This window comes from Pseudomonas sp. Hp2, assembly GCF_006386585.1.
Lineage (GTDB): Bacteria > Pseudomonadota > Gammaproteobacteria > Xanthomonadales > Xanthomonadaceae > Pseudomonas_S > Pseudomonas_S boreopolis.
The window spans coordinates 725,245-744,120 of record NZ_VAHJ01000002.1 but is presented as its reverse complement, the minus strand read 5'-3'; the positions used below and the strand labels follow the sequence as shown (position 1 = coordinate 744,120).

15 protein-coding genes and 1 riboswitch are annotated in these 18,876 nt (G+C 68.4%); of the genes, 8 read left to right on the top strand and 7 right to left on the bottom strand.

The annotated features are described in order from the left end of the window. Positions 1–59: 59 nt before the first annotated feature. Together clpS and clpA are read left to right on the top strand one after the other, a co-directional pair. On the top strand, positions 60–380 hold the full coding sequence (gene clpS, locus FD678_RS08525) for an ATP-dependent Clp protease adapter ClpS (RefSeq protein WP_140721346.1): 321 nt from the start codon (positions 60–62) through the stop codon (positions 378–380). 156 nt (positions 381–536) lie between these two features. Beyond that, positions 537–2,816 carry an ATP-dependent Clp protease ATP-binding subunit ClpA gene (clpA, locus tag FD678_RS08520; RefSeq protein ID WP_140721343.1) on the top strand — a complete coding sequence of 760 codons (2,280 nt, stop codon included), beginning with the start codon at positions 537–539 and terminating at the stop codon, positions 2,814–2,816. A 108-nt stretch (positions 2,817–2,924) separates the two neighbouring features. Here the strand turns inward: clpA and infA are convergent, their stop codons facing one another. The 4 genes from infA to trxB all read right to left on the bottom strand — a co-directional run bounded on the left by infA (position 2,925) and on the right by trxB (position 6,281). Then, positions 2,925–3,143, bottom strand: a complete 219-nt coding sequence (gene infA / locus FD678_RS08515; RefSeq protein ID WP_004425677.1) for a translation initiation factor IF-1 — start codon at positions 3,141–3,143, stop codon at positions 2,925–2,927. 85 nt (positions 3,144–3,228) lie between these two features. Continuing rightward, the gene (aat, locus tag FD678_RS08510) at positions 3,229–3,978 is read right to left on the bottom strand and encodes a leucyl/phenylalanyl-tRNA--protein transferase (protein WP_140721340.1); all 750 of its coding nucleotides are present in this window, start codon (positions 3,976–3,978) and stop codon (positions 3,229–3,231) included. A gap of 77 nt (positions 3,979–4,055) precedes the next feature. Continuing rightward, positions 4,056–5,189 (bottom strand): GNAT family N-acetyltransferase, encoded by a 1,134-nt coding sequence (locus FD678_RS08505; RefSeq protein WP_140721336.1) that lies wholly within the window; start codon positions 5,187–5,189, stop codon positions 4,056–4,058. Positions 5,190–5,324: 135 nt separating this feature from the next. Then, positions 5,325–6,281: a thioredoxin-disulfide reductase gene (gene trxB / locus FD678_RS08500; protein ID WP_140721332.1), complete on the bottom strand. Its 957-nt coding sequence runs from the start codon at positions 6,279–6,281 to the stop codon at positions 5,325–5,327. A gap of 270 nt (positions 6,282–6,551) precedes the next feature. Here trxB and FD678_RS08495 point away from each other — a divergent pair, with 270 nt between their 5' ends. From FD678_RS08495 to crcB, 5 genes are all read left to right on the top strand, one after another. Next, positions 6,552–8,906 (top strand): DNA translocase FtsK, encoded by a 2,355-nt coding sequence (locus FD678_RS08495; RefSeq protein ID WP_140721329.1) that lies wholly within the window; start codon positions 6,552–6,554, stop codon positions 8,904–8,906. A gap of 69 nt (positions 8,907–8,975) precedes the next feature. Then, a complete protein-coding gene (locus FD678_RS08490) occupies positions 8,976–10,889 on the top strand; it encodes a DUF3857 domain-containing transglutaminase family protein (RefSeq protein WP_218569581.1) in 1,914 nt (637 codons plus the stop codon). Between the two features lie 84 nt (positions 10,890–10,973). After that, on the top strand, positions 10,974–11,603 hold the full coding sequence (lolA, locus tag FD678_RS08485; protein WP_140721323.1) for an outer membrane lipoprotein chaperone LolA: 630 nt from the start codon (positions 10,974–10,976) through the stop codon (positions 11,601–11,603). Between the two features lie 142 nt (positions 11,604–11,745). Beyond that, positions 11,746–13,035 (top strand): replication-associated recombination protein A, encoded by a 1,290-nt coding sequence (locus FD678_RS08480; RefSeq protein ID WP_218569614.1) that lies wholly within the window; start codon positions 11,746–11,748, stop codon positions 13,033–13,035. Between the two features lie 3 nt (positions 13,036–13,038). After that, a riboswitch (Fluoride riboswitch) is annotated at positions 13,039–13,105 on the top strand. 107 nt (positions 13,106–13,212) lie between these two features. Continuing rightward, positions 13,213–13,614: a fluoride efflux transporter CrcB gene (crcB, locus tag FD678_RS08475; protein WP_140721317.1), complete on the top strand. Its 402-nt coding sequence runs from the start codon at positions 13,213–13,215 to the stop codon at positions 13,612–13,614. A gap of 214 nt (positions 13,615–13,828) precedes the next feature. On the opposite strand, the gene FD678_RS08470 is transcribed toward crcB, so the two are convergent. From FD678_RS08470 to FD678_RS08460, 3 genes are all read right to left on the bottom strand, one after another. Further along, positions 13,829–15,034, bottom strand: a complete 1,206-nt coding sequence (locus FD678_RS08470; protein WP_140721314.1) for an acetyl-CoA C-acyltransferase — start codon at positions 15,032–15,034, stop codon at positions 13,829–13,831. A gap of 158 nt (positions 15,035–15,192) precedes the next feature. After that, positions 15,193–17,565 carry a 3-hydroxyacyl-CoA dehydrogenase/enoyl-CoA hydratase family protein gene (locus tag FD678_RS08465; RefSeq protein ID WP_140721311.1) on the bottom strand — a complete coding sequence of 791 codons (2,373 nt, stop codon included), beginning with the start codon at positions 17,563–17,565 and terminating at the stop codon, positions 15,193–15,195. A gap of 26 nt (positions 17,566–17,591) precedes the next feature. After that, positions 17,592–18,224: a TetR/AcrR family transcriptional regulator gene (locus FD678_RS08460; protein ID WP_140721307.1), complete on the bottom strand. Its 633-nt coding sequence runs from the start codon at positions 18,222–18,224 to the stop codon at positions 17,592–17,594. A 220-nt stretch (positions 18,225–18,444) separates the two neighbouring features. Here FD678_RS08460 and ndk point away from each other — a divergent pair, with 220 nt between their 5' ends. Continuing rightward, complete coding sequence (gene ndk, locus FD678_RS08455; RefSeq protein WP_140721304.1) at positions 18,445–18,870, top strand: nucleoside-diphosphate kinase; 426 nt, start codon at positions 18,445–18,447, stop codon at positions 18,868–18,870. Positions 18,871–18,876 lie beyond the last annotated feature (6 nt).

Sequence of the window (18,876 nt, the reverse complement as noted above, 5' to 3'; positions counted from 1 at the left end):
TCCAATGACGGCCGTTCCCACCTGCTCGGCGGCGAGCACCGCACCTTATAATTGTCCGCATGTCCCGCAAGACCGCCCACGAACACGATCATGGCCTGCTGGTGGAGCCCGGCAAGCCGGAAGTCGCACCGCCGCCGCGCTACCAGGTGCTCCTGCTCAACGACGACTACACGCCGATGGACTTCGTCGTGACCGTCCTGCAGCAGTTCTTCTCGATGGACCTGGAGAAGGCGACCCAGGTGATGCTGCACGTCCACACCCGCGGCCGGGGCGTCTGCGGGGTCTATACCCGCGAGGTCGCCGAGACCAAGGTCGCCCAGGTGAACGAGTTCTCCCGGATCAACCAGCACCCCTTGCTGTGCACGATGGAGCAGGCCTAGGCGCCGCCCCGAGAAAGCCCGCGCCAGGCATGCGCGGGGATGCGATGGGGCGGGGATCCGCCTGCCCTAACGCAACGTAAACATGGCAATCCGATAGGGTTGTGGAAAATCCCAGCCGAAGCCGCATATTGTTGGCAACTGCCGTCGGAGTTCCCCATGTTCAGCAAAGACCTCGAGCAAACCATCGGCCAGTGCTACAAGCGGGCCCGCGAGGCTCGCCATGAGTTCATGACGGTCGAGCACCTGCTGCTCGCGTTGCTCGACAACCCGTCCGCCCAGGCCGTGCTGAAGGCATGCGGGGCCGATTCCGTGCGGCTGCACAACGACCTGGAGCAGGCCATCGAGGCCTCGGTGTCGCGCCTGCCCGAGGACGACGGCCGCGACACCCAGCCGACCCTGGGCTTCCAGCGCGTGCTGCAGCGGGCCGTCTACCACGTCCAGTCCTCCGGCAAGAAGGAGGTCACCGGCGCCAACGTGCTGGTGGCGATCTTCGGCGAGAAGGACTCGCATGCGGTGTATTTCCTGAACCAGCAGGACATCACCCGCCTGGACATCGTCAACTACATCTCCCACGGCATCGCCAAGCTGGGCGAGGAGGGCGAGGGCCCGTCCTCCGAAGGCGAGGGCAAGGCCGAGGGCGGCGAGGGCGAAGGCAAGGGCGACGCCCTGAGCGAATTCGCCACCAACCTCAACGAACAGGCCCGCGCCGGGCGGATCGACCCGCTGGTCGGGCGCGCCGACGAGATCGAACGCACCATCCAGGTGCTGTGCCGCCGCCGCAAGAACAACCCGCTCTACGTCGGCGAGGCCGGCGTCGGCAAGACCGCGATCGCGGAAGGCCTGGCCAAGCGCATCGTCGAGGGTTCCGTGCCCGAGGTGCTGGCCGATGCGGTGATCTACTCGCTCGACCTGGGCGCGCTGGTCGCCGGCACCAAGTACCGGGGCGACTTCGAGAAGCGCCTGAAGGGCGTGCTGACCGCGTTGAAGAAGGTGCCCAACGCGGTGCTGTTCATCGACGAGATCCACACCATCATCGGCGCCGGCTCGGCCTCGGGCGGCACCATGGACGCCTCCAACCTGATCAAGCCGGCCCTGGCGTCGGGCGAGTTGCGCTGCATCGGCTCGACCACGTTCCAGGAATACCGCGGCATCTTCGAGAAGGACCGTGCGCTGGCGCGGCGCTTCCAGAAGATCGACATCATCGAGCCGACGGTGGGCGAGGCCTACCAGATCCTGCAGGGCCTCAAGCCCAAGTACGAGGCGCACCACGGCGTGACCTACGCCGACGACGCCCTGCAGGCCGCGGTGGACCTGTCGGTCAAGCACATCGCCGACCGCCTGCTGCCGGACAAGGCCATCGACGTGATCGACGAGGCCGGCGCGCGGCAGCGCCTGTTGCCGGCCGGCCAGCGCAAGGAGCTGATCGACATTGAGGAGATCGAGACGATCGTGGCCAAGATGGCCCGCATCCCGGCCAAGCAGGTCAGCGCGACCGACAAGGACGTGCTGCAGCACCTGGAGCGCAACCTGAAGATGGTGATCTTCGGGCAGGACCCGGCGATCGAGACGCTGGCCTCGGCGATCAAGCTCGCGCGCAGCGGCCTGGGCAATCCCGAGAAGCCGATCGGCAACTTCCTGTTCGCCGGCCCGACCGGCGTCGGCAAGACCGAGGTGACCAAGCAGCTCGCGCTGCAGCTGGGCATCGAGCTGGTGCGCTTCGACATGTCCGAGTACATGGAACCGCATTCGGTGAGCCGCCTGATCGGCGCCCCCCCGGGCTACGTCGGCTTCGACCAGGGCGGCCTGCTGACCGAGAAGATCGTCAAGACCCCGCACTGCGTGCTGCTGCTCGACGAGGTGGAAAAGGCGCACCCGGACATCTTCAACATCCTGCTGCAGGTCATGGACCGCGGCGTGCTGACCGATACCAACGGGCGCGAGGCGAACTTCAAGAACGTGATCATCGTGATGACCACGAACGCCGGCGCCACCCAGGCCTCGCGCCGCACGATCGGCTTCACCAAGCAGGACCACAGCACGGACGCGATGGAGGTGATCCGCAAGAGCTTCACCCCGGAGTTCCGCAATCGCCTCGATGCGATCGTGCAGTTCCAGCCGCTGGGCTTCGACCACATCCTGCGGGTCGTGGACAAGTTCCTGATCGAGCTGGAAGCGCTACTGCAGGAGAAGCACGTCAGCCTGTCGGCCACGCCGACCGCGCGCGACTGGCTGGCACAGCACGGGTTCGACCCGCTGATGGGCGCGCGCCCGATGACCCGGGTGATCCAGGACAAGGTCAAGCGTCCGCTGGCCGACGAACTGCTGTTCGGCAAGCTGGTCAATGGCGGCAAGGTCAGCATCGACGTGAAGGACGACGAGCTGGTGGTCGAGGCGCAGGCCGAGCCGGAGCGGCTGCTGCCGGCGACGGTCGAATAAGCCGCGCACGCAAAAGCCAGCGGTGCCGGAGGGCGCCGCTGGCGGCAATTCTCACCAAGCGGAAGGCGGCCATGGGCCGCCTTCTTCATGCGACCGCGCCGGGCGCGATCACTTCATGCGGTAGGTGATACGGCCCTTGGTGAGGTCGTACGGGGTCATCTCGACCTTCACGCGGTCGCCGGTCAGGATGCGGATGTAGTTCTTGCGCATGCGCCCGGAGATGTGGGCGATGATCTCGTGCCCGTTCTCCAGCTTGACCCGGAAGGTGGTGTTGGGCAGCGTCTCGCTGACAGTGCCCTCGAATTCGATGGAATCGTCTTTCGACATGTAGTCCTGTGTGTCGCAGGGGGCCGCAAGGCCCGAGGGGAAAAGGGAATTTTACGCCCCGCCGCCGATGGGTGCAAAGTTTGCGTTAACCGGTCGTGGAACAGGCCAGCGCCGCGGCCGGCAGTTCGCCGAAGCGCCAGGTCCAGGGGCCCGGTCTTTCGGGCTGGGCGACCAGCGCGCGGACCTGCTCGAGGAACGCCTGCCGAGGCCACGATTCCGCCCCCAGGCTGAGCAGGTGCGGGTTCTCGACCTGCGCGTCGATCAGCGGCCAGCCCCATTCCCCCAGGCGCCGGGCAAGCGCGGCGAGCGCCACCTTGGAGCCCCCGCTGCGCCGGCTGAACATGCTCTCGCCGAAGAACGCCCGCCCGATCGCCACCCCGTAGATGCCGCCGACCAGTTCCTCCCGGTCGAAGACTTCCACCGAGTGCGCGTGCCCCAGCCGATGCAGCGCCAGATAGGCCTCGCGCATGCCCGCGGTGATCCAGGTGCCGTCCTGCCCGGGCCGCGGCGTGCCGGCGCAGGCCTCGACGACCGCGGCGAAGCAGGTGTCGGCCCGTACCCGCCAGTCGCTGCGGCGCAGCCCGCGGCGGAACTTCGATGCCAGCCGGACGCCGTCGGTACGGAACACCATGCGCGGGTCCGGCGACCACCACAGGATCGGCTGGCCATCGGAGAACCAGGGGAAGATCCCTTCCGCATAGGCATTGAGCAGGCGCTGGGGAGTGAGGTCGCCGCCGACGGCCAGCAGGCCGTCCGGTTGCGCCAGCGCATCTTCCGCCGGCGGGAACGGAGCATCGGGCGCGGGCGAAAGCAGGTAGGGGCGTATGGGGCGCATGCGCGGCATTATCGCGCCGACGGCGCGGCGGGGCTGCGCCGGTGTTCGCACGGGTCTCGGCCGGACAAGCGGGGGGGCTAGCGTGCCGTTCCGGCCGCCTTGAACGGCGCGTGCTCGGCCAATCCCCGCGCGTAGCGCGCCACGGCGACGCGCTCCTCCCGGCACCATTCGGCGAGCGGCACCCGGAAGCCCTCGTCGGCGATCCAATGGCGGCTGCGCACCAACGTGGGCAGGAAGCCCCGGGCCAGCTTGTGCTCGCCTTGCGCCCCTGGCTCGAAGCGGGCCAATCCCTCGCGCAGGCAGTACTCGATGCCCTGGTAGTAGCAGGTCTCGAAATGCAGGCCGGGCAGCGCTTCGCCGCCCCAGTAGCGCCCATACAGCGTATCGGCGCCGCGCAGGCACAGCGCGCCCGCCAGGGGCGCGCCGTCGCGCTCGGCGAGGAAGATCACCAGCTGCCGCGGTGCCGTCTCCGCCAGGTGCCGCAGGAACCGGAGAGTGAGCGCCGGCGAATTGCCGTACTCGTGGAAGGTCTTGAGATAGAAGCCGAACATCGCCTCCAGGTCGCGATCGCTCGCTTCGTCGCCATGCACGACCCGGAAGCCGATGCCGGCGCGCCGCACCTTGGCGCGTTCCTGCCGGATGTTCTTGCGGTGCTTGTGGTCCATCGCGGCGAGGAAGGACTCGAAATCGGTCCAGTCGCCCGGATTGCGCCAGTGGTACTGGACGTCCTCGCGCAGCAGCCAGTCCTCGCCGAAGCATCCGTCCTCGTCGGCCTCGTGGAAATTCACGTGGGCGGAAGAGAGCGCCTCCCGTTCGACCAGCCCGCGCATGGCCTGCAGCAGGAAGCCGCGCCTCCGCGGGTCGCGCGCCAGCAGGCGCGGCCCGGTGACCGGCGAGTAGGGCACCGCGCACAGCCACTTGGGATAGTAGTCCTGGCCGTAATGGGCATAGGCATTGGCCCAGGCGTGGTCGAACACGAACTCGCCATGCGAATTGGTCTTCAGGTAGCCCGGCGCGGCGGCCACCAGCGCATCATGCTCCCACAGGGTGAGATGCCAGGGCTGCCAGCCCCAGTCGGGGCGCAGGCAGCCACCCTGCTCCAGCCCGGCCAGGAAGGCATGCGAAACGAAGGGGTTGCGGCCGTCGTGCAGCGCATCCCAGCTTGCGGCGGGGATGTCCGTGAGCCGGTGGAGGATTCGGGCTTCGATCATGCCTGCAGCGTCATCCCGGCACGGGCGGCGCGGATGGCGGCGATCCGCGGCGGGGCCGCCGCCATCTCCCCGAAACGCACCGATTGCGGCTCATGCGGAGCCTCCGCCATTCCCGGGAATGGCGGAGGGCATGCCTCAGCCGCCGGCCTGGTCCAGGAAACGCTCGGCATCGAGTGCCGCCATGCAACCGAAGCCGGCCGAGGTGATGGCCTGGCGATAATGCTGGTCGGCCACGTCGCCGGCGGCGAACACGCCTTCCACCGAGGTCTGGGTGGCGTTGCCGCCCAGGCCGGAGCGGATCTCGATGTAGCCGTTGTTCATGGTCAGCTGGCCCTCGAACAACCCGGTGTTGGGGTGGTGGCCGATCGCGACGAAGAAGCCGTGGGCGTCGATGTCGCGGGTGCTGCCGTCGAGGGTGGACTTCACCCGGACGCCGGTCACGCCCATGTCGTTGCCGAGCACCTCCTCGACGGTGTGGTTCCAGACGAACTCCACCTTGCCGGCCGCGGCCTTGGCGTGCAGCCGGTCCTGCAGGATCTTCTCGGCGCGCAGGCCGTCGCGGCGGTGCACCAGGTAGACCTTGCGGGCGATGTTGGTCAGGTAGAGCGCCTCTTCGACCGCGGTGTTGCCGCCGCCGACGACGACCACGTCCTGGTCGCGATAGAAGAAGCCGTCGCAGGTGGCGCAGGCGGAAACGCCGCGGCCCTTGAACTTCTCCTCCGACTCGATGCCCAGGTACTTGGCGGAGGCGCCGGTGGCGATGATCAACGCATCGGCGGTGTACTCGCCGCTGTCGCCGACCAGCCTGAACGGACGCTGCGACAGGTCGGCGGTATGGATGTGGTCGAAGATCACCTCGGTCTCGAAGCGCTCGGCATGCTCCTGCAACTGGGCCATCAACTGCGGTCCCTGCAGGTCGTGCGGCCCGCCCGGCCAGTTCTCGATCTCCGTCGTGGTCATCAGCTGGCCGCCCTGCTGCAGGCCGGTGATCACCACGGGCTTGAGGTTGGCGCGGGCGGCATAGACGGCGGCGGTCCAGCCGGCGGGGCCGGAACCGAGGATCAGCAGGCGGGAGTGCTTGGAGGTGCTCATGTAGACTCGCGAAAAAGGGAAGGACCCGCGGCGCAGAGCGCTGCGGGCCGTGAGCGGCATAGAGTGGATGCCGCTCGCGGGTGAATCAAGGCGAGCCGATGGAACTCTGTGGCGGGCGTTCGTTCCGGGCCCGCCTGGACGGAGGAAGCGCCGGAGCGGCGCCCCGATGTCCCGGAGGCTTGCCCGGCGATCCCGTCCTGCACGCTGAAACAATGGCTTGATTCGTTTATTATCAACCACTAACAGTAATTTCCTGAGGTCTGGCTGCAGGTGGCGAAACAGGTTCCGGAACGTGGCAAGCCCAGCGAGGGCAAGGCGTCGCGCAAGACCGCGGCCGCGGACAATCCGCGCCGGCAGAAGCTATGGCGCGACCTGGCGCTGATCGCGGTCGCGCCGCTGCTGCTGTACCTGCTCGCCAGCCTGTTCACCTATTCGGCGAACGACCCGGGCTGGTCCCATACCGGCAGCGTGGTCGCGCCGGTGCACAACATGGGCGGCCTGGTGGGCGCCTGGATCGCCGACGTGCTGCTGCAGCTGTTCGGCTACGTGGCCTTCCTGCTGCCGCTGGTGCTGGGCGGCGTCGCCTGGATCGCGCTGTTCGGCGGAGGCGACAAGGACGGGCAGGAGGGCGATCTGGGGCCGGCCCTGCGCCTGGTGGGGATGGTCGGGTTCCTGATTTCCTCGACCGGATTCCTGCACCTGCACCTGTTCCACGGCGACGTGGCCGGGGCCGGCGGCATCCTCGGCAAGCTGGTCTGCAACTCGCTGCGGGCCGGATTCGGCACGCTCGGCGCCAACCTGTTCATCGTGGTGCTGCTGCTGGCCTCGATCACTCTGGCGACCGGCTTGTCCTGGCTGGCGGTGATGGAGCGGATCGGCCGCAGCGTGATGGCGCTGGGGCCGTTGCTGCAGAAGGGCAGCAAGCAGGCCAACGAGTGGCAGCAGACCCGCGCGATGCGCGAGGAGCGCGAGGAAGTCCGCAAGGTCGAGGCGGTGAAGCAGGCCAAGCGCGAGCCGGTCAAGATCGAACTGCCGTCGACGCCGGTGGTGGAGAAGAGCGAGCGCGCCAAGCGCGACACCCAGATCCCGATGTTCCAGGGCGTCAACAAGGACGGCTCCGACCTGCCGCCGCTGGCGCTGCTGGACGATCCCAAGCCGCAGCCGAAGGGCTACGACGAGGAGACGCTGGAAACCCTGTCGCGCCAGATCGAGTTCAAGCTCAAGGATTTCCGCATCGACGCGCAGGTGGTCGGCGCCTATCCCGGCCCGGTCATCACCCGCTTCGAGATCGAGCCGGCGCCCGGCGTGAAGGTCAGCCAGATCAGCTCGCTCGACAAGGACATCGCGCGCGGGCTGTCGGTGAAGTCGGTGCGCGTGGTCGACGTGATCCCTGGCAAGTCGGTGATCGGCTTGGAGATCCCCAACGTCACCCGCGAGATGATCTTCCTCTCCGAGCTGCTGCGCTCGAAGGAATACGACAAGTCGGCCAGCCCGCTGACGCTGGCGCTGGGCAAGGACATCGCCGGCCGTCCGACCGTGGCCGACCTGGCGCGCATGCCGCACCTGCTGGTCGCCGGCACCACCGGCTCGGGCAAGTCGGTGGCGGTCAACGCGATGGTGCTGAGCCTGCTTTACAAGGCCTCGCACAAGGACCTGCGGATGCTGATGATCGACCCGAAGATGCTCGAGCTGAGCGTCTACCAGGGCATCCCGCACCTGCTGGCGCCGGTGGTCACCGACATGAAGGAGGCCGCCAACGGCCTGCGCTGGTGCGTGGCCGAGATGGAGCGCCGCTACAAGCTGATGAGCGCGGTCGGCGTGCGCAACCTGGCCGGCTTCAACAAGAAGGTCAAGGACGCCGAGGACGCCGGCCAGCCGCTGATGGACCCGCTGTTCCGGCCCAACCCGGAACTGGGCGAGGCGCCGCGGCCGCTGGAGACGCTGCCGTTCATCGTCATCTTCATCGACGAATTCGCCGACATGATGATGATCGTCGGCAAGAAGGTCGAGGAACTCATCGCCCGCCTGGCGCAGAAGGCGCGCGCGGCCGGCATCCACCTGATCCTGGCCACCCAGCGCCCGTCGGTGGACGTGATCACCGGCCTGATCAAGGCCAACGTCCCGACCCGCATCGCCTTCCAGGTCAGCTCCAAGATCGACTCGCGCACGATCCTGGACCAGTCCGGCGCCGAGACCCTGCTCGGCCACGGCGACATGCTCTACCTGCCGCCCGGTACCGCCATGCCCGAGCGCGTGCATGGCGCCTTCGTCAGCGACGACGAGGTGCACCGGGTGGTCGAGCACCTCAAGGCCAGCGGCCCCACCTGCTACATCGACGGCGTGCTGGACGAGGTGCAGACGATGGGCGACGGCGTGGTGGTCGGCGCCACCGGCCTGCCGGAGAGCGGCGGCGGCGGCGGGGACGAATCCGACCCGCTCTACGACGAGGCCCTGCGCATCGTCACCGAGACCCGGCGCGCCTCGATCTCCGGCGTGCAGCGCCGCCTGAAGATCGGCTACAACCGCGCCGCGCGCCTGATCGAGGCCATGGAAGCGGCCGGCGTGGTCAGCGCCCCCGAGCACAATGGCGATCGCACCGTGCTGGCGCCGCCCCCGCCCAAGTAGGGCAGGGACGCGATGCATGCCGGCCCGCTCCCGACCGAGCGCATCCCGCGCCCCGACATGAGATTCCCGGTGTTTCGATTCCTGGTGGTCCTGGTCCTGTTCGCCGCCGTGCCAGCGGCCCTGGCGCAAACTTCTCCCGGCGGCAGCACCACGCAGGCCGAGAGCGACTTCAGTTTCGTCCGCTACCGGGCCGACTACGAGGTGCGCGACGACGCCTCCAGCGTGGAGACCGACAGCTACGAGATCCTGCTGAGGACCAAGGCGGCGGTGGAGCGCTTCAGCCAGGTCCGGCTGAGCTACAGCGAGAAGATGGAAAGGCTGGAGGTGCTGGAGGCCTACACCATCACCGCCGAAGGGCTGCGCCAGGACGTGGCGGCCGACAAGATCTACACGCAGGAAAGCTATTCCAGCGCGTCCGCGGCGATGTACGCCGACCGCAAGGTCAAGGTCGTGGTGTTCCCGAACCTCGCCCCGGGCGCGCGCATCGTCTACCGCATCCGTCGTACCCAGGACACGCCGTATTTCCCCGGCTACTTCGGGCTGTGGGAAACCTTCAGCGTGTTCGCCCGCTACGACGACGCACAGGTCACGCTGACCGCGCCCAGGTCGCTGCCGATCCACCTGTACACGCGCGGGGTCGAAGGCGCCCGCAAGCCGGAAATCCGCGACGGCAAGGCGCACTGGCAATGGCGCTATCGCCGCCAGGCCCCGTTGCAGACCCAGAACTGGGCCGCGGCGCTGTGGGAATTCAGCCCCACCATCATGGCCAGCACGTTCGACCGCTGGTCGCAGATGGGCCTGGCCTACCACGTGAAGGGCGGGGAGGCCGCGCGCGTCACGCCGCGCATCGAGGCGCTGGCCGAGCAGATCACCGCCGGCATCGGCGACCGGCGCGGGCAGGCGGCGGCCCTGTACGAGTGGGTGGCGCGCAACATCCGCTACGTCGCGGTGTACCTGGGCAACGGCGGCCTGGAGCCGAACAGCGCCGACAGCATCCTCGACAACCACTACGGCGACTGCAAGGACCATACGGTGGTCCTGGAAGCGCTGCTGGCGGCGAAGGGCATCGCCAGCACGCCGGTACTGATCGGTGCCGACGGCGGCCCGACCCTGCCGGAGATCCCGGTGCTCGGGCGTTTCAACCACGCCATCACCTACATCCCCGAGTTCGACCTGTACGTCGACTCGACCAATCCCTATGCGCGCTTCGGCCAGCTCCCGGCCGGCGACCTGGGCGCCCCGGTGGTGCATACGCTCGACGGCAGGGTCGCGCGCACGCCGCCCAACGATGGCCGGCTCAACCGCTACCTGGCGCGCACCGAGTACCGTTTCGACGAAGCCGGCAACGTCACCGGCACCACCACGCTGGACAGCGGCCAGACCGGCGAGGTCGGCGTGCGCGCGATGTTCGTCCAGCTCAACGCGCAGAACCGCCGGCGCATCGAGGAATCGATCATCGCGCAATCCGGTTTCGACGGGACCGGCGAACTGGTGCTGCAGGGCGACCCGCTCGACCTGGACGCGCCGTTCAACTACAGCTATCGCTTCCAGGCCCGCGACTACGTCGATTTCTCGGTGGTCGGCGGCATGACCCTGCCGGACATGCCGGGCGCCGAGTCCGCGCGGGGCCTGTACGCGGTGACCTCCGCCGAGGCCAACCAGGTGCCGTTCTACTGCAACGACAGCCTACGCGAAGAGACCTACGTGCTGCGCTTCCCCGACGGCGTGCCGGTGATCGCCATCCCGCGCAGCAGCCGTTTCCGCAATCGCGCCGGCGAGTACAGCGTGGAATGGAGCCGGGAAGGGCAGACCGTGACCGCCGTGCACCGCCTGCACCGGCTCGCCGTGCACGGCGCCGACGCGATCTGCCGGCCCGAGGACTACCCGGCCTTCCGCGAGCTGTACCAGCAGGTCCGGCGCGGGTTCCGGGGGCAGATCCTCTACGGCGACCTGTCGCGCGTGCAGACCGCCGCGGCTCGCTGAACGGGTCCATCCGGCGGCGCTCGCCCATTCATCCTCGAACCGTCACAATTTGCACCTGACCAGTGCATCAGGATCCCGTCCGCCATGCTTCGCACGCTCCGCTACGCCGTTCTCGCCACCTCGCTGCTGGCCGGCAGCGCCTTCGCCGGCGCCCGCGCCGAGCTGGATGCCTTCACCCGCGGCCTGAAAGGGTTGGACGGACAGTTCAGCCAACAGGTGACCGACCAGAACGGCAAGCTCAAGGAACGCTCCAGCGGCCGGGTCGCGCTGTCGGCGCCGCGCCTGTTCCGCTGGGAGTACGACAAGCCGTACAAGCAGCTGATCGTGGCCGACGGCCGCAAGGTGTGGGTGTTCGATCCCGACCTGGAGCAGGCCACCGTGCGCGCCCAGGGCGCCGAGGAGCAGAACAGTCCGCTGACCGCGTTGATCGATCCGTCGAAGCTGGACCGGCAGTACGACGTCAGCGAGGAGGCCACGCCCCGCGACGGCCTGCAGTGGCTGTCGCTGACGCCGAAGGTGGACACCGAGGCCAGCTTCCAGATCGCCTCGCTCGGCTTCGGCAAGGACGGGCTGGAGAGGATGGAAGTGGTCGATGCGGTCGGCCAGCGCACCGCGATCAGCTTCAGCGGCTGGAAGCGCAACCCGGCGTTCGCGGCCGATACCTTCAAGTTCACGCCCGCCAAGGGCGTGGACGTGGTCGGCGACGAGCGCTGAGGCCGCTTGCGGCCCTTGGCGGTCCAGCGGCCGCGCCGGAGCCGCCGCGATAGAATGAAGCGTGGCAAGAAACCGCTTCCCGACTCCTGAGAACGACCTGCTGAGCGTCGACCGCGAGCACCTGCGGCCGCTCGCCGAGCGGATGCGGCCGCGCACGCTCGACGAGATGGTCGGGCAGAAGCGCCTGCTGGCGCCCAACAGCGCGTTGCGCCGCGCGGTCGAGTCCGGGCGCGTGCACTCGATGATCCTGTGGGGACCGCCCGGCTGCGGCAAGACCACGTTGTCGCTGCTGCTGGCCCAGTATGCGGATGCCGAATTCCGCGCGATCTCGGCGGTGCTGTCCGGCCTGCCGGAGGTGCGCCAGGTGCTGGCCGAGGCCGCGCAGCGCTTCGCCGAGGGCCGCCGCACCGTGCTGTTCGTGGACGAGGTCCACCGTTTCAACAAAGCGCAGCAGGATGCATTCCTGCCGCACATCGAGCGCGGCACGATCCTGTTCGTCGGCGCGACCACCGAGAATCCCTCGTTCGAGCTGAACTCCGCGCTGTTGTCGCGCTGCCGCGTGCACGTGCTGGAAGCGGTGTCGCCGCAGGACATCGTCGAGGCGCTGCAGCGGGCGCTGGCCGACGAGGAGCGCGGCCTGGGCGGGCAGGGCATCGTGGTATCCGGCGAAGCGCTGCTGGAGATCGCCACCGCCGCCGACGGCGACGTGCGCCGCGCGCTCACCCTGCTGGAGATCGCCGCCGAACTGGCCCAGGACGAGGGCGGGCAGGTCACCGCGGCGACGCTGGCCCAGGTGCTGGCCGACCGCACCCGGCGTTTCGACAAGGGCGGCGAACAGTTCTACGACCAGATCTCGGCGCTGCACAAATCGGTGCGCAGCTCCAATCCGGACGCCGCGCTGTACTGGCTCGCGCGCATGCTCGACGGCGGCTGCGACCCGGCCTACCTGGCGCGGCGCCTGACCCGGATGGCGATCGAGGACATCGGCCTGGCCGACCCGCGCGCGCAGTCGATGGCGCTGGAGGCCTGGGACATCTACGAGCGCCTCGGGAGCCCCGAGGGCGAACTCGCCTTCGCCCAGTTGGTGCTCTACCTGGCCAGCACCGCCAAGTCCAACGCCGGCTACGCGGCGTTCAACCAGGCCAAGGCCGAAGTCCGCGAGAGCGGCACGCTGGAAGTGCCGCTGCACCTGCGCAATGCGCCGACCAAGCTGATGAAGAACCTCGGCTATGGCGCCGAATACCAGTACGACCACGACGTCGAAGGCGGCATCGCGCTGGACCAGACCGGCTTCCCCGATGCGATGGGCGAGCGCGTCTACTACCAGCCGGTGCCGCGCGGACTGGAGATCAAGCTCAAGGAGAAGCTGGACCGGCTGCGCGAGGCGAGGGCCCAGGCCCGGGCTGACAAGGCCGCCCGGCCGAAGCGATAATCGGCGGCCACGGGAGATGGCATTCCTCCTCGAACCGCCCGTTCCACGGGCTGATGATGCCTGCCAGGCCCCGCCGGGGCGGCAGGCGCTTGCCCCGGCATCGATCCCCACGGAGACCACGATGCTGCGCCCGTCCATTCCCGCCATACCCGAAACCGCCTTCGCAGCGAGGCCCGCATGAATCCGGCCGTGTGGTGGCAATCCCTGTTGCTGGCGATGGCCGGCGGCGCGCTCGGCTCCGGCCTGCGCTTCATGATCGGCTCCAGCCTGCTGCAGCGCTTCGGCGCCGGCTTTCCCTGGGGCACCCTCGCGGTCAACCTGCTCGGCTCGTTCGTCGCCGGCTTCCTGATGGCCTGGCTGGACGCGCGCGGCCCGTCGAGCTGGCCGTGGCGGGCGCTGCTGATCGTCGGCGTGATGGGCGGCCTGACCACGTTCTCGTCGCTGATGATGGAGTGCCTGGTGTTCGCGCGGACCGACCGCTCGCCGATGATCGCGCTCTATCTCGCCATCACGCTGCTGGCGGGCCTGCTGCTGGTATTCCTGGGCGCCAGGGCGGGGCAGGCGATGATTCCGCGCTGAAGCCCGGCGTGGGATATAGCGGGAGCTGGCTTTTGTGGGAGCGGCTTCAGCCGCGATGAAGCTTCCCGGTAACCCCATCGCGGCTGAAGCCGCTCCCACAAAAGCCAGCACCGCGGCACTCACACAAAAAAGCGGGGTGGAGAACCGGTGTTCTCCACCCCGCCGCTCCGCTGCCGACGCGCCTTGCCCTCCCGGCAGGCGCGCGGCGCTGGCCTTACAGCGCCTCGATGATACCTGCTGCGCCCATGCCGGTGCCGATGCACATGGTCACCATGCCGTACTTCTGCTGGCGGCGGCGCAGGCCGTGCACGAGGGTGGCGGTACGGATCGCACCGGTCGCACCCAGCGGGTGGCCGAGGGCGATCGCGCCGCCGAGCGGGTTGACCTTGGACGGGTCGAGCTGGCTGTCGCGGATCACCGCCAGCGATTGCGCGGCGAACGCCTCGTTCAGTTCGATCCAGTCCAGCTGGTCCTTGCTGAGGCCAGCCTGCTTGAGCGCCTTCGGGATCGCGGCGATCGGGCCGATGCCCATCACTTCCGGGCGCACGCCGGCCACCGAGAAGCTGACGAAGCGGGCCAGCGGGGTCAGGCCGTAGTCCTTGATCGCCTGCTCGGACGCGAGCAGCACCGCGGCGGCGCCGTCGCTGGTCTGCGACGAGTTGCCGGCGGTCACGCTGCCGCCGAACTGGCCGTTGCGGAACACCGGGCGCAGCTTGGCCAGGCCTTCCAGCGAGGTGTCCGGACGCGGGCCTTCGTCGGTGTCCACGATCCGCTTCTTCAGCTGGACCGTGTTGCCGGCGAGGTCGGGCAGGTGCGAAAGGATCTCGTAGGGGCTGATCTCGTCCTTGAACTCGCCCGCGGCGATCGCGGCCAGCGCCTTCTGGTGCGAGGCGAGGGCGAACGCGTCCTGGTCCTCGCGCGAGACCTTCCATTCCTCGGCGACCTTCTCGGCGGTGATGCCCATGCCGTAGGCGATGGCCACGTGGTCGTCGGCGAACACCGACGGCGACAGCGCCACCTTGTTGCCCATCATCGGCACCATCGACATCGACTCGGTGCCGCCGGCCAGCATCAGGTCGGCGTTGCCCAGGCGGATCTCGTTGGCCGCCAGCGCCACGGCCTGCAGGCCGGAGGAGCAGAAGCGGTTGATGGTCTGCCCGGCCACGGTGTTCGGCAGGCCGGCCAGCAGCACGCCGATGCGCGCCACGTTCATGCCTTGCTCGCCCTCGGGCATCGCGCAGCCGATGATGGCGTCGTCGATGCGCGAGGTGTCGATGCCCGGCGCCTGCGCGATCACGGCCTTGAGCACGTGGGCGAGCATGTCGTCGGGGCGGGTGTTGCGGAACATGCCCTTGGGCGCCTTGCCGACCGGGGTACGGGTCGCGGCGACGATGTAGGCATCCTGGATCTGCTTGCTCATTTGCCTTTCTCCGAAAGCCGGGATTGGGGATTCGGGATTGGGGATTCGTGGAAGCGAATCCTCATGCCCGACGAACTTTTCCCAATGCCCGGCAGTAATGGGGATGTCTCGGGATCAGGGATGCGCTTTTGCGAATCCCCAATCCCGAATCACGAATCTCAGTTCCTAAGCGGCTTGCCGGTCTTGAGCATGTGGGCGATGCGAGCCTGGGTCTTTTCCTGCTGCGCCAGCTCGACGAAGTGCTTGCGTTCCAGCTTCAGCAACCACTCCTCGTCGACCAGCGAACCGCGGTCCACTTCGCCGCCGCACACGACCGTGGCGATGCGCGCGGCGATCTCGTAGTCGTATTCGCTGACGAAGCGGCCTTCCAGCATGTTCACCAGCAGCATCTTGAAGGTGGCGATGCCGACGTCGCCGGCGACCCGGATGCGGTTGGCCGGCAGCGGCGGGCGATAGCCGCCTTCGGCCAGCGCCAGCGCTTCGGCCTTGGCGATGTGCAGCAGCTCGTAGCCGTTGAAGACGACCTTGTCGTTGGCGCGGACCAGGCCCAGCTCCTTGGCGTTGATCGCCGAGGTGGACACCTTGGCCATCGCCACGGTCTCGAAGGTCTTCTTCAGCTCGGCGAACACGTCGCCGTTCGGGCCGGCCGCCTGCGAAGCGCGCACCGCCAGCTCCTTCAGGCCACCGCCGGCCGGCAGCAGGCCCACGCCGGCCTCGACCAGGCCGATGTAGCTCTCCAGCGCCGCCACCGTCCTGGCGCTGTGCATCTGGAATTCGCAGCCGCCGCCCAGCGCGAGGCCGCGCACCGCGGCCACCACCGGCACCAGCGAGTACTTGATGCGCTGGCTGGTGCGCTGGAAGTTGGCCACCATCTGCTCGAACTGGTCGACCTTGCCGGCCTGCAGCAGGCCGAGCGCGCCGGCCAGGTCCGCGCCGGCGGAGAAGGGCTCCTTGTCCTGCCAGATCACCAGGCCCTTGAACTGCTTCTCGGCGATGCCGATCGCTTCCTGCAGGCCGTCCAGCACCTGGTCGGAGACGGTGTTCATCTTGGTCTTGAAGCCGACCACGCCGATGCCGTCGCCGTCGGTCCACAGCCGCACGCCGTCGTTCTCGAACACGGTCTGGCCGCGGTCGAACTTCTCGCCCAGCAGCGGGTCCGGGAAGCGCTGGCGCCGGTACACCGGCAGCGCCGAACGCGGCACCACGCCATCGCTGCCCGGGCTGTAGCTGCCCTCGGCCGAGTGCACGCCGTCGCGGCCATCCAGCACCCATGCCGGCAGCGGCGCGTCGCTCATGGCCTTGCCGGCGGCGATGTCCTCGGCGATCCACTGCGCGACCTGCTTCCAGCCCGCCGCCTGCCAGGTCTCGAACGGACCGAGCGACCAGCCGTAGCCCCAGCGGATCGCGAGGTCCACGTCGCGCGCGGTCCGGGCGATGTCGGCCAGGTGGTAGGCGCTGTAGTGGAACAGGTCGCGGAACGTCGCCCACAGGAACTGCGCCTGCGGGTGCCGGCTGTCGCGCAGCTTGGCGAACTTCTCGGCCGGGTTCTTGATCTTCAGGATCTCGACCACTTCCGGCGCGGCGCCGCGGTCGGCCGGGCGATAGTCCTGCTTCTCCAGGTCGAGGACCACGATGTCCTTGCCGACCTTGCGGAAGATGCCGGCACCGGCCTTCTGGCCCAGCGCGCCCTTGGCGATCAGCGCGTCCAGCCAGGCCGGGGACTTGAAGTACTTGTGCCACGGATCGTCGGGCAGGGTGTCGGCCATGGTCTTGATGACGTGCGCCATCGTGTCCAGGCCGACCACGTCGGACGTGCGGTAGGTGGCCGACTTCGGGCGGCCCACCAGCGGGCCGGTCAGGCCGTCGACCTCGTCGAAGCCCAGGCCGGACTGCTGGGTGTGGTGGATCGTCGACAGGATCGAGAACACGCCGATCCGGTTGCCGATGAAGTTCGGGGTGTCCTTGGCATAGACCACGCCCTTGCCGAGCTGGGTGGTCAGGAAGGTTTCGAGGCCTTCCAGCACCGCCTTGTCGGTGGTGTCGGCCGGGATCAGCTCGGCCAGGTGCATGTAGCGCGGCGGGTTGAAGAAGTGCACGCCGCAGAAACGGTGGCGCAGCTGCTCCGGCAGCACCTCGGCCAGCTTGTTGATGCCCAGGCCGGAGGTGTTGGAGGCCAGCACGGCGTGGTCGGCCACGAACGGCGCGATCTTGGCGTACAGGTCCTGCTTCCAGTCCATCCGCTCGGCGATGGCCTCGATGATCAGGTCGCAGCCCTTGAGCAGTTCCAGGTCGCTGCCGTAGTTGGCCGGCGTGATCGCCTCGGCCAACGACTGGCTGGCCAGCGGCGCCGGGCTGAGCTTGCCGAGGTTGGCGATCGCCTTGAGCACGATGCCGTTGGCGGGACCTTCCTTGGCCGGCAGGTCGAACAGGACGGTGTCGACACCGGCGTTGGCGAGGTGCGCCGCGATCTGCGCCCCCATGACGCCGGCACCGAGCACGGCGGCGCGGCGAACTAGCAAGGGATTGGACATATCGATGAACCTTTGGTGGATGACGACTATGGATTGGAGGCGGCCAGGAACCCCGCCTCGGCGAAACGGATGAGCTCGCGCGCCGCGTGGGCGCGGTGTTCGGCCTCGCTGACGCCGGCAGGACGCTTGATCAGGCCGAAGTCGGCCATCGCGTAGGTCAGCGCGCCGGCCAGGAAGTCCAGGCGCCAGTACAGCTCCTCCTTGCTCAGGCCCGGCACGCAGGCGGCGATCGCCTTGGCGAACTCCCGCAGCACGTGGCCGTAGTGGTCGGAGAGGAACTTGCGCAGGTTGTCGTTCTTCTCGGCATAGGCGCGCGCGATCACGCGCACGAACGCGCCGCCGCTGTGGCCTTCCTGCGCCATGGCCAGAGCGGGTTCGACGAAGGCGGCCAGCACCGCGCCCAGGTCGCCCGGGCGGTCGCGGCGGGCCGCTTCCAGCTGGCTGAGCCGGGCAGCGGTCATCTCGTCCATGCGCCGGCGGAACACCTCGTTGACCAGGTTCTCCTTGGAGCCGAAGTGGTAGTTGACCGCGGCGATGTTGACGTCCGCATGGCTGGTCACCTGGCGCAGCGAGGTGCCGGCGAAACCGTGCTGGGCGAACAGCTCCTCGGCGGCGCCGAGGATCCGGTCCTTGGTCGAGAAATGGGCGGGCTTGGCCATTGAAACGGACGACTGAATCAAACGATTGTTTGATCTTACGCCTGTCCGGAGCCCCCGGCATTTTGCAATGCAACATGATTCAGCCAAGGGCGTGCAAAGCCTTGCCGGGCACGATAGAATCCGCGCCTCGCAAAGTTAGGCTAAGCCCGCGTTTTGACGCGGGTTTTTTTCATGTTAACCTCGGGCCTTTCAAGTGGCCCGCCCAACGGAGATCTTTTCCATGGCGCTGGAGCGCACCCTTTCGATCATCAAGCCGGACGCCGTCGCCAAGAACGTCATCGGCGAAATCTACAGCCGCTTCGAGAAGGCCGGCCTGAAGGTCGTGGCCGCCAAGTACAAGCAGCTGTCGCGCCGCGAGGCCGAGGGCTTCTACGCGGTGCACCGCGAGCGCCCGTTCTTCAACGCGCTGGTCGAATTCATGATCTCCGGCCCGGTGATGATCCAGGTGCTGGAAGGCGAGAACGCCGTGGCCGCCCATCGCGAGCTGCTGGGCGCCACCAATCCGAAGGAAGCCATGCCGGGCACGATCCGCGCCGACTTCGCCGAGTCGATCGACGCCAATGCGGCGCACGGTTCCGACTCGGTCGAGAACGCCGCGATCGAGGTGGCCTACTTCTTCGCCGCCACGGAAGTGGTTTCGCGCTGAGGTCGC

Excerpts from the sequence above, each read along its gene's own strand:
- clpS (WP_140721346.1), top strand. The coding sequence starts at position 60 with ATGTCCCGCAAGACCGCCCACGAACACGATCATGGCCTGCTGGTGGAG.
- clpA (WP_140721343.1), top strand. The coding sequence starts at position 537 with ATGTTCAGCAAAGACCTCGAGCAAACCATCGGCCAGTGCTACAAGCGG.
- infA (WP_004425677.1), bottom strand. The coding sequence starts at position 3,143 with ATGTCGAAAGACGATTCCATCGAATTCGAGGGCACTGTCAGCGAGACG.
- aat (WP_140721340.1), bottom strand. The coding sequence starts at position 3,978 with ATGCGCCCCATACGCCCCTACCTGCTTTCGCCCGCGCCCGATGCTCCG.
- FD678_RS08505 (WP_140721336.1), bottom strand. The coding sequence starts at position 5,189 with ATGATCGAAGCCCGAATCCTCCACCGGCTCACGGACATCCCCGCCGCA.
- trxB (WP_140721332.1), bottom strand. The coding sequence starts at position 6,281 with ATGAGCACCTCCAAGCACTCCCGCCTGCTGATCCTCGGTTCCGGCCCC.
- lolA (WP_140721323.1), top strand. The coding sequence starts at position 10,974 with ATGCTTCGCACGCTCCGCTACGCCGTTCTCGCCACCTCGCTGCTGGCC.
- FD678_RS08480 (WP_218569614.1), top strand. The coding sequence starts at position 11,746 with ATGCGGCCGCGCACGCTCGACGAGATGGTCGGGCAGAAGCGCCTGCTG.
- crcB (WP_140721317.1), top strand. The coding sequence starts at position 13,213 with ATGAATCCGGCCGTGTGGTGGCAATCCCTGTTGCTGGCGATGGCCGGC.
- FD678_RS08470 (WP_140721314.1), bottom strand. The coding sequence starts at position 15,034 with ATGAGCAAGCAGATCCAGGATGCCTACATCGTCGCCGCGACCCGTACC.
- FD678_RS08465 (WP_140721311.1), bottom strand. The coding sequence starts at position 17,565 with ATGTCCAATCCCTTGCTAGTTCGCCGCGCCGCCGTGCTCGGTGCCGGC.
- FD678_RS08460 (WP_140721307.1), bottom strand. The coding sequence starts at position 18,224 with ATGGCCAAGCCCGCCCATTTCTCGACCAAGGACCGGATCCTCGGCGCC.
- ndk (WP_140721304.1), top strand. The coding sequence starts at position 18,445 with ATGGCGCTGGAGCGCACCCTTTCGATCATCAAGCCGGACGCCGTCGCC.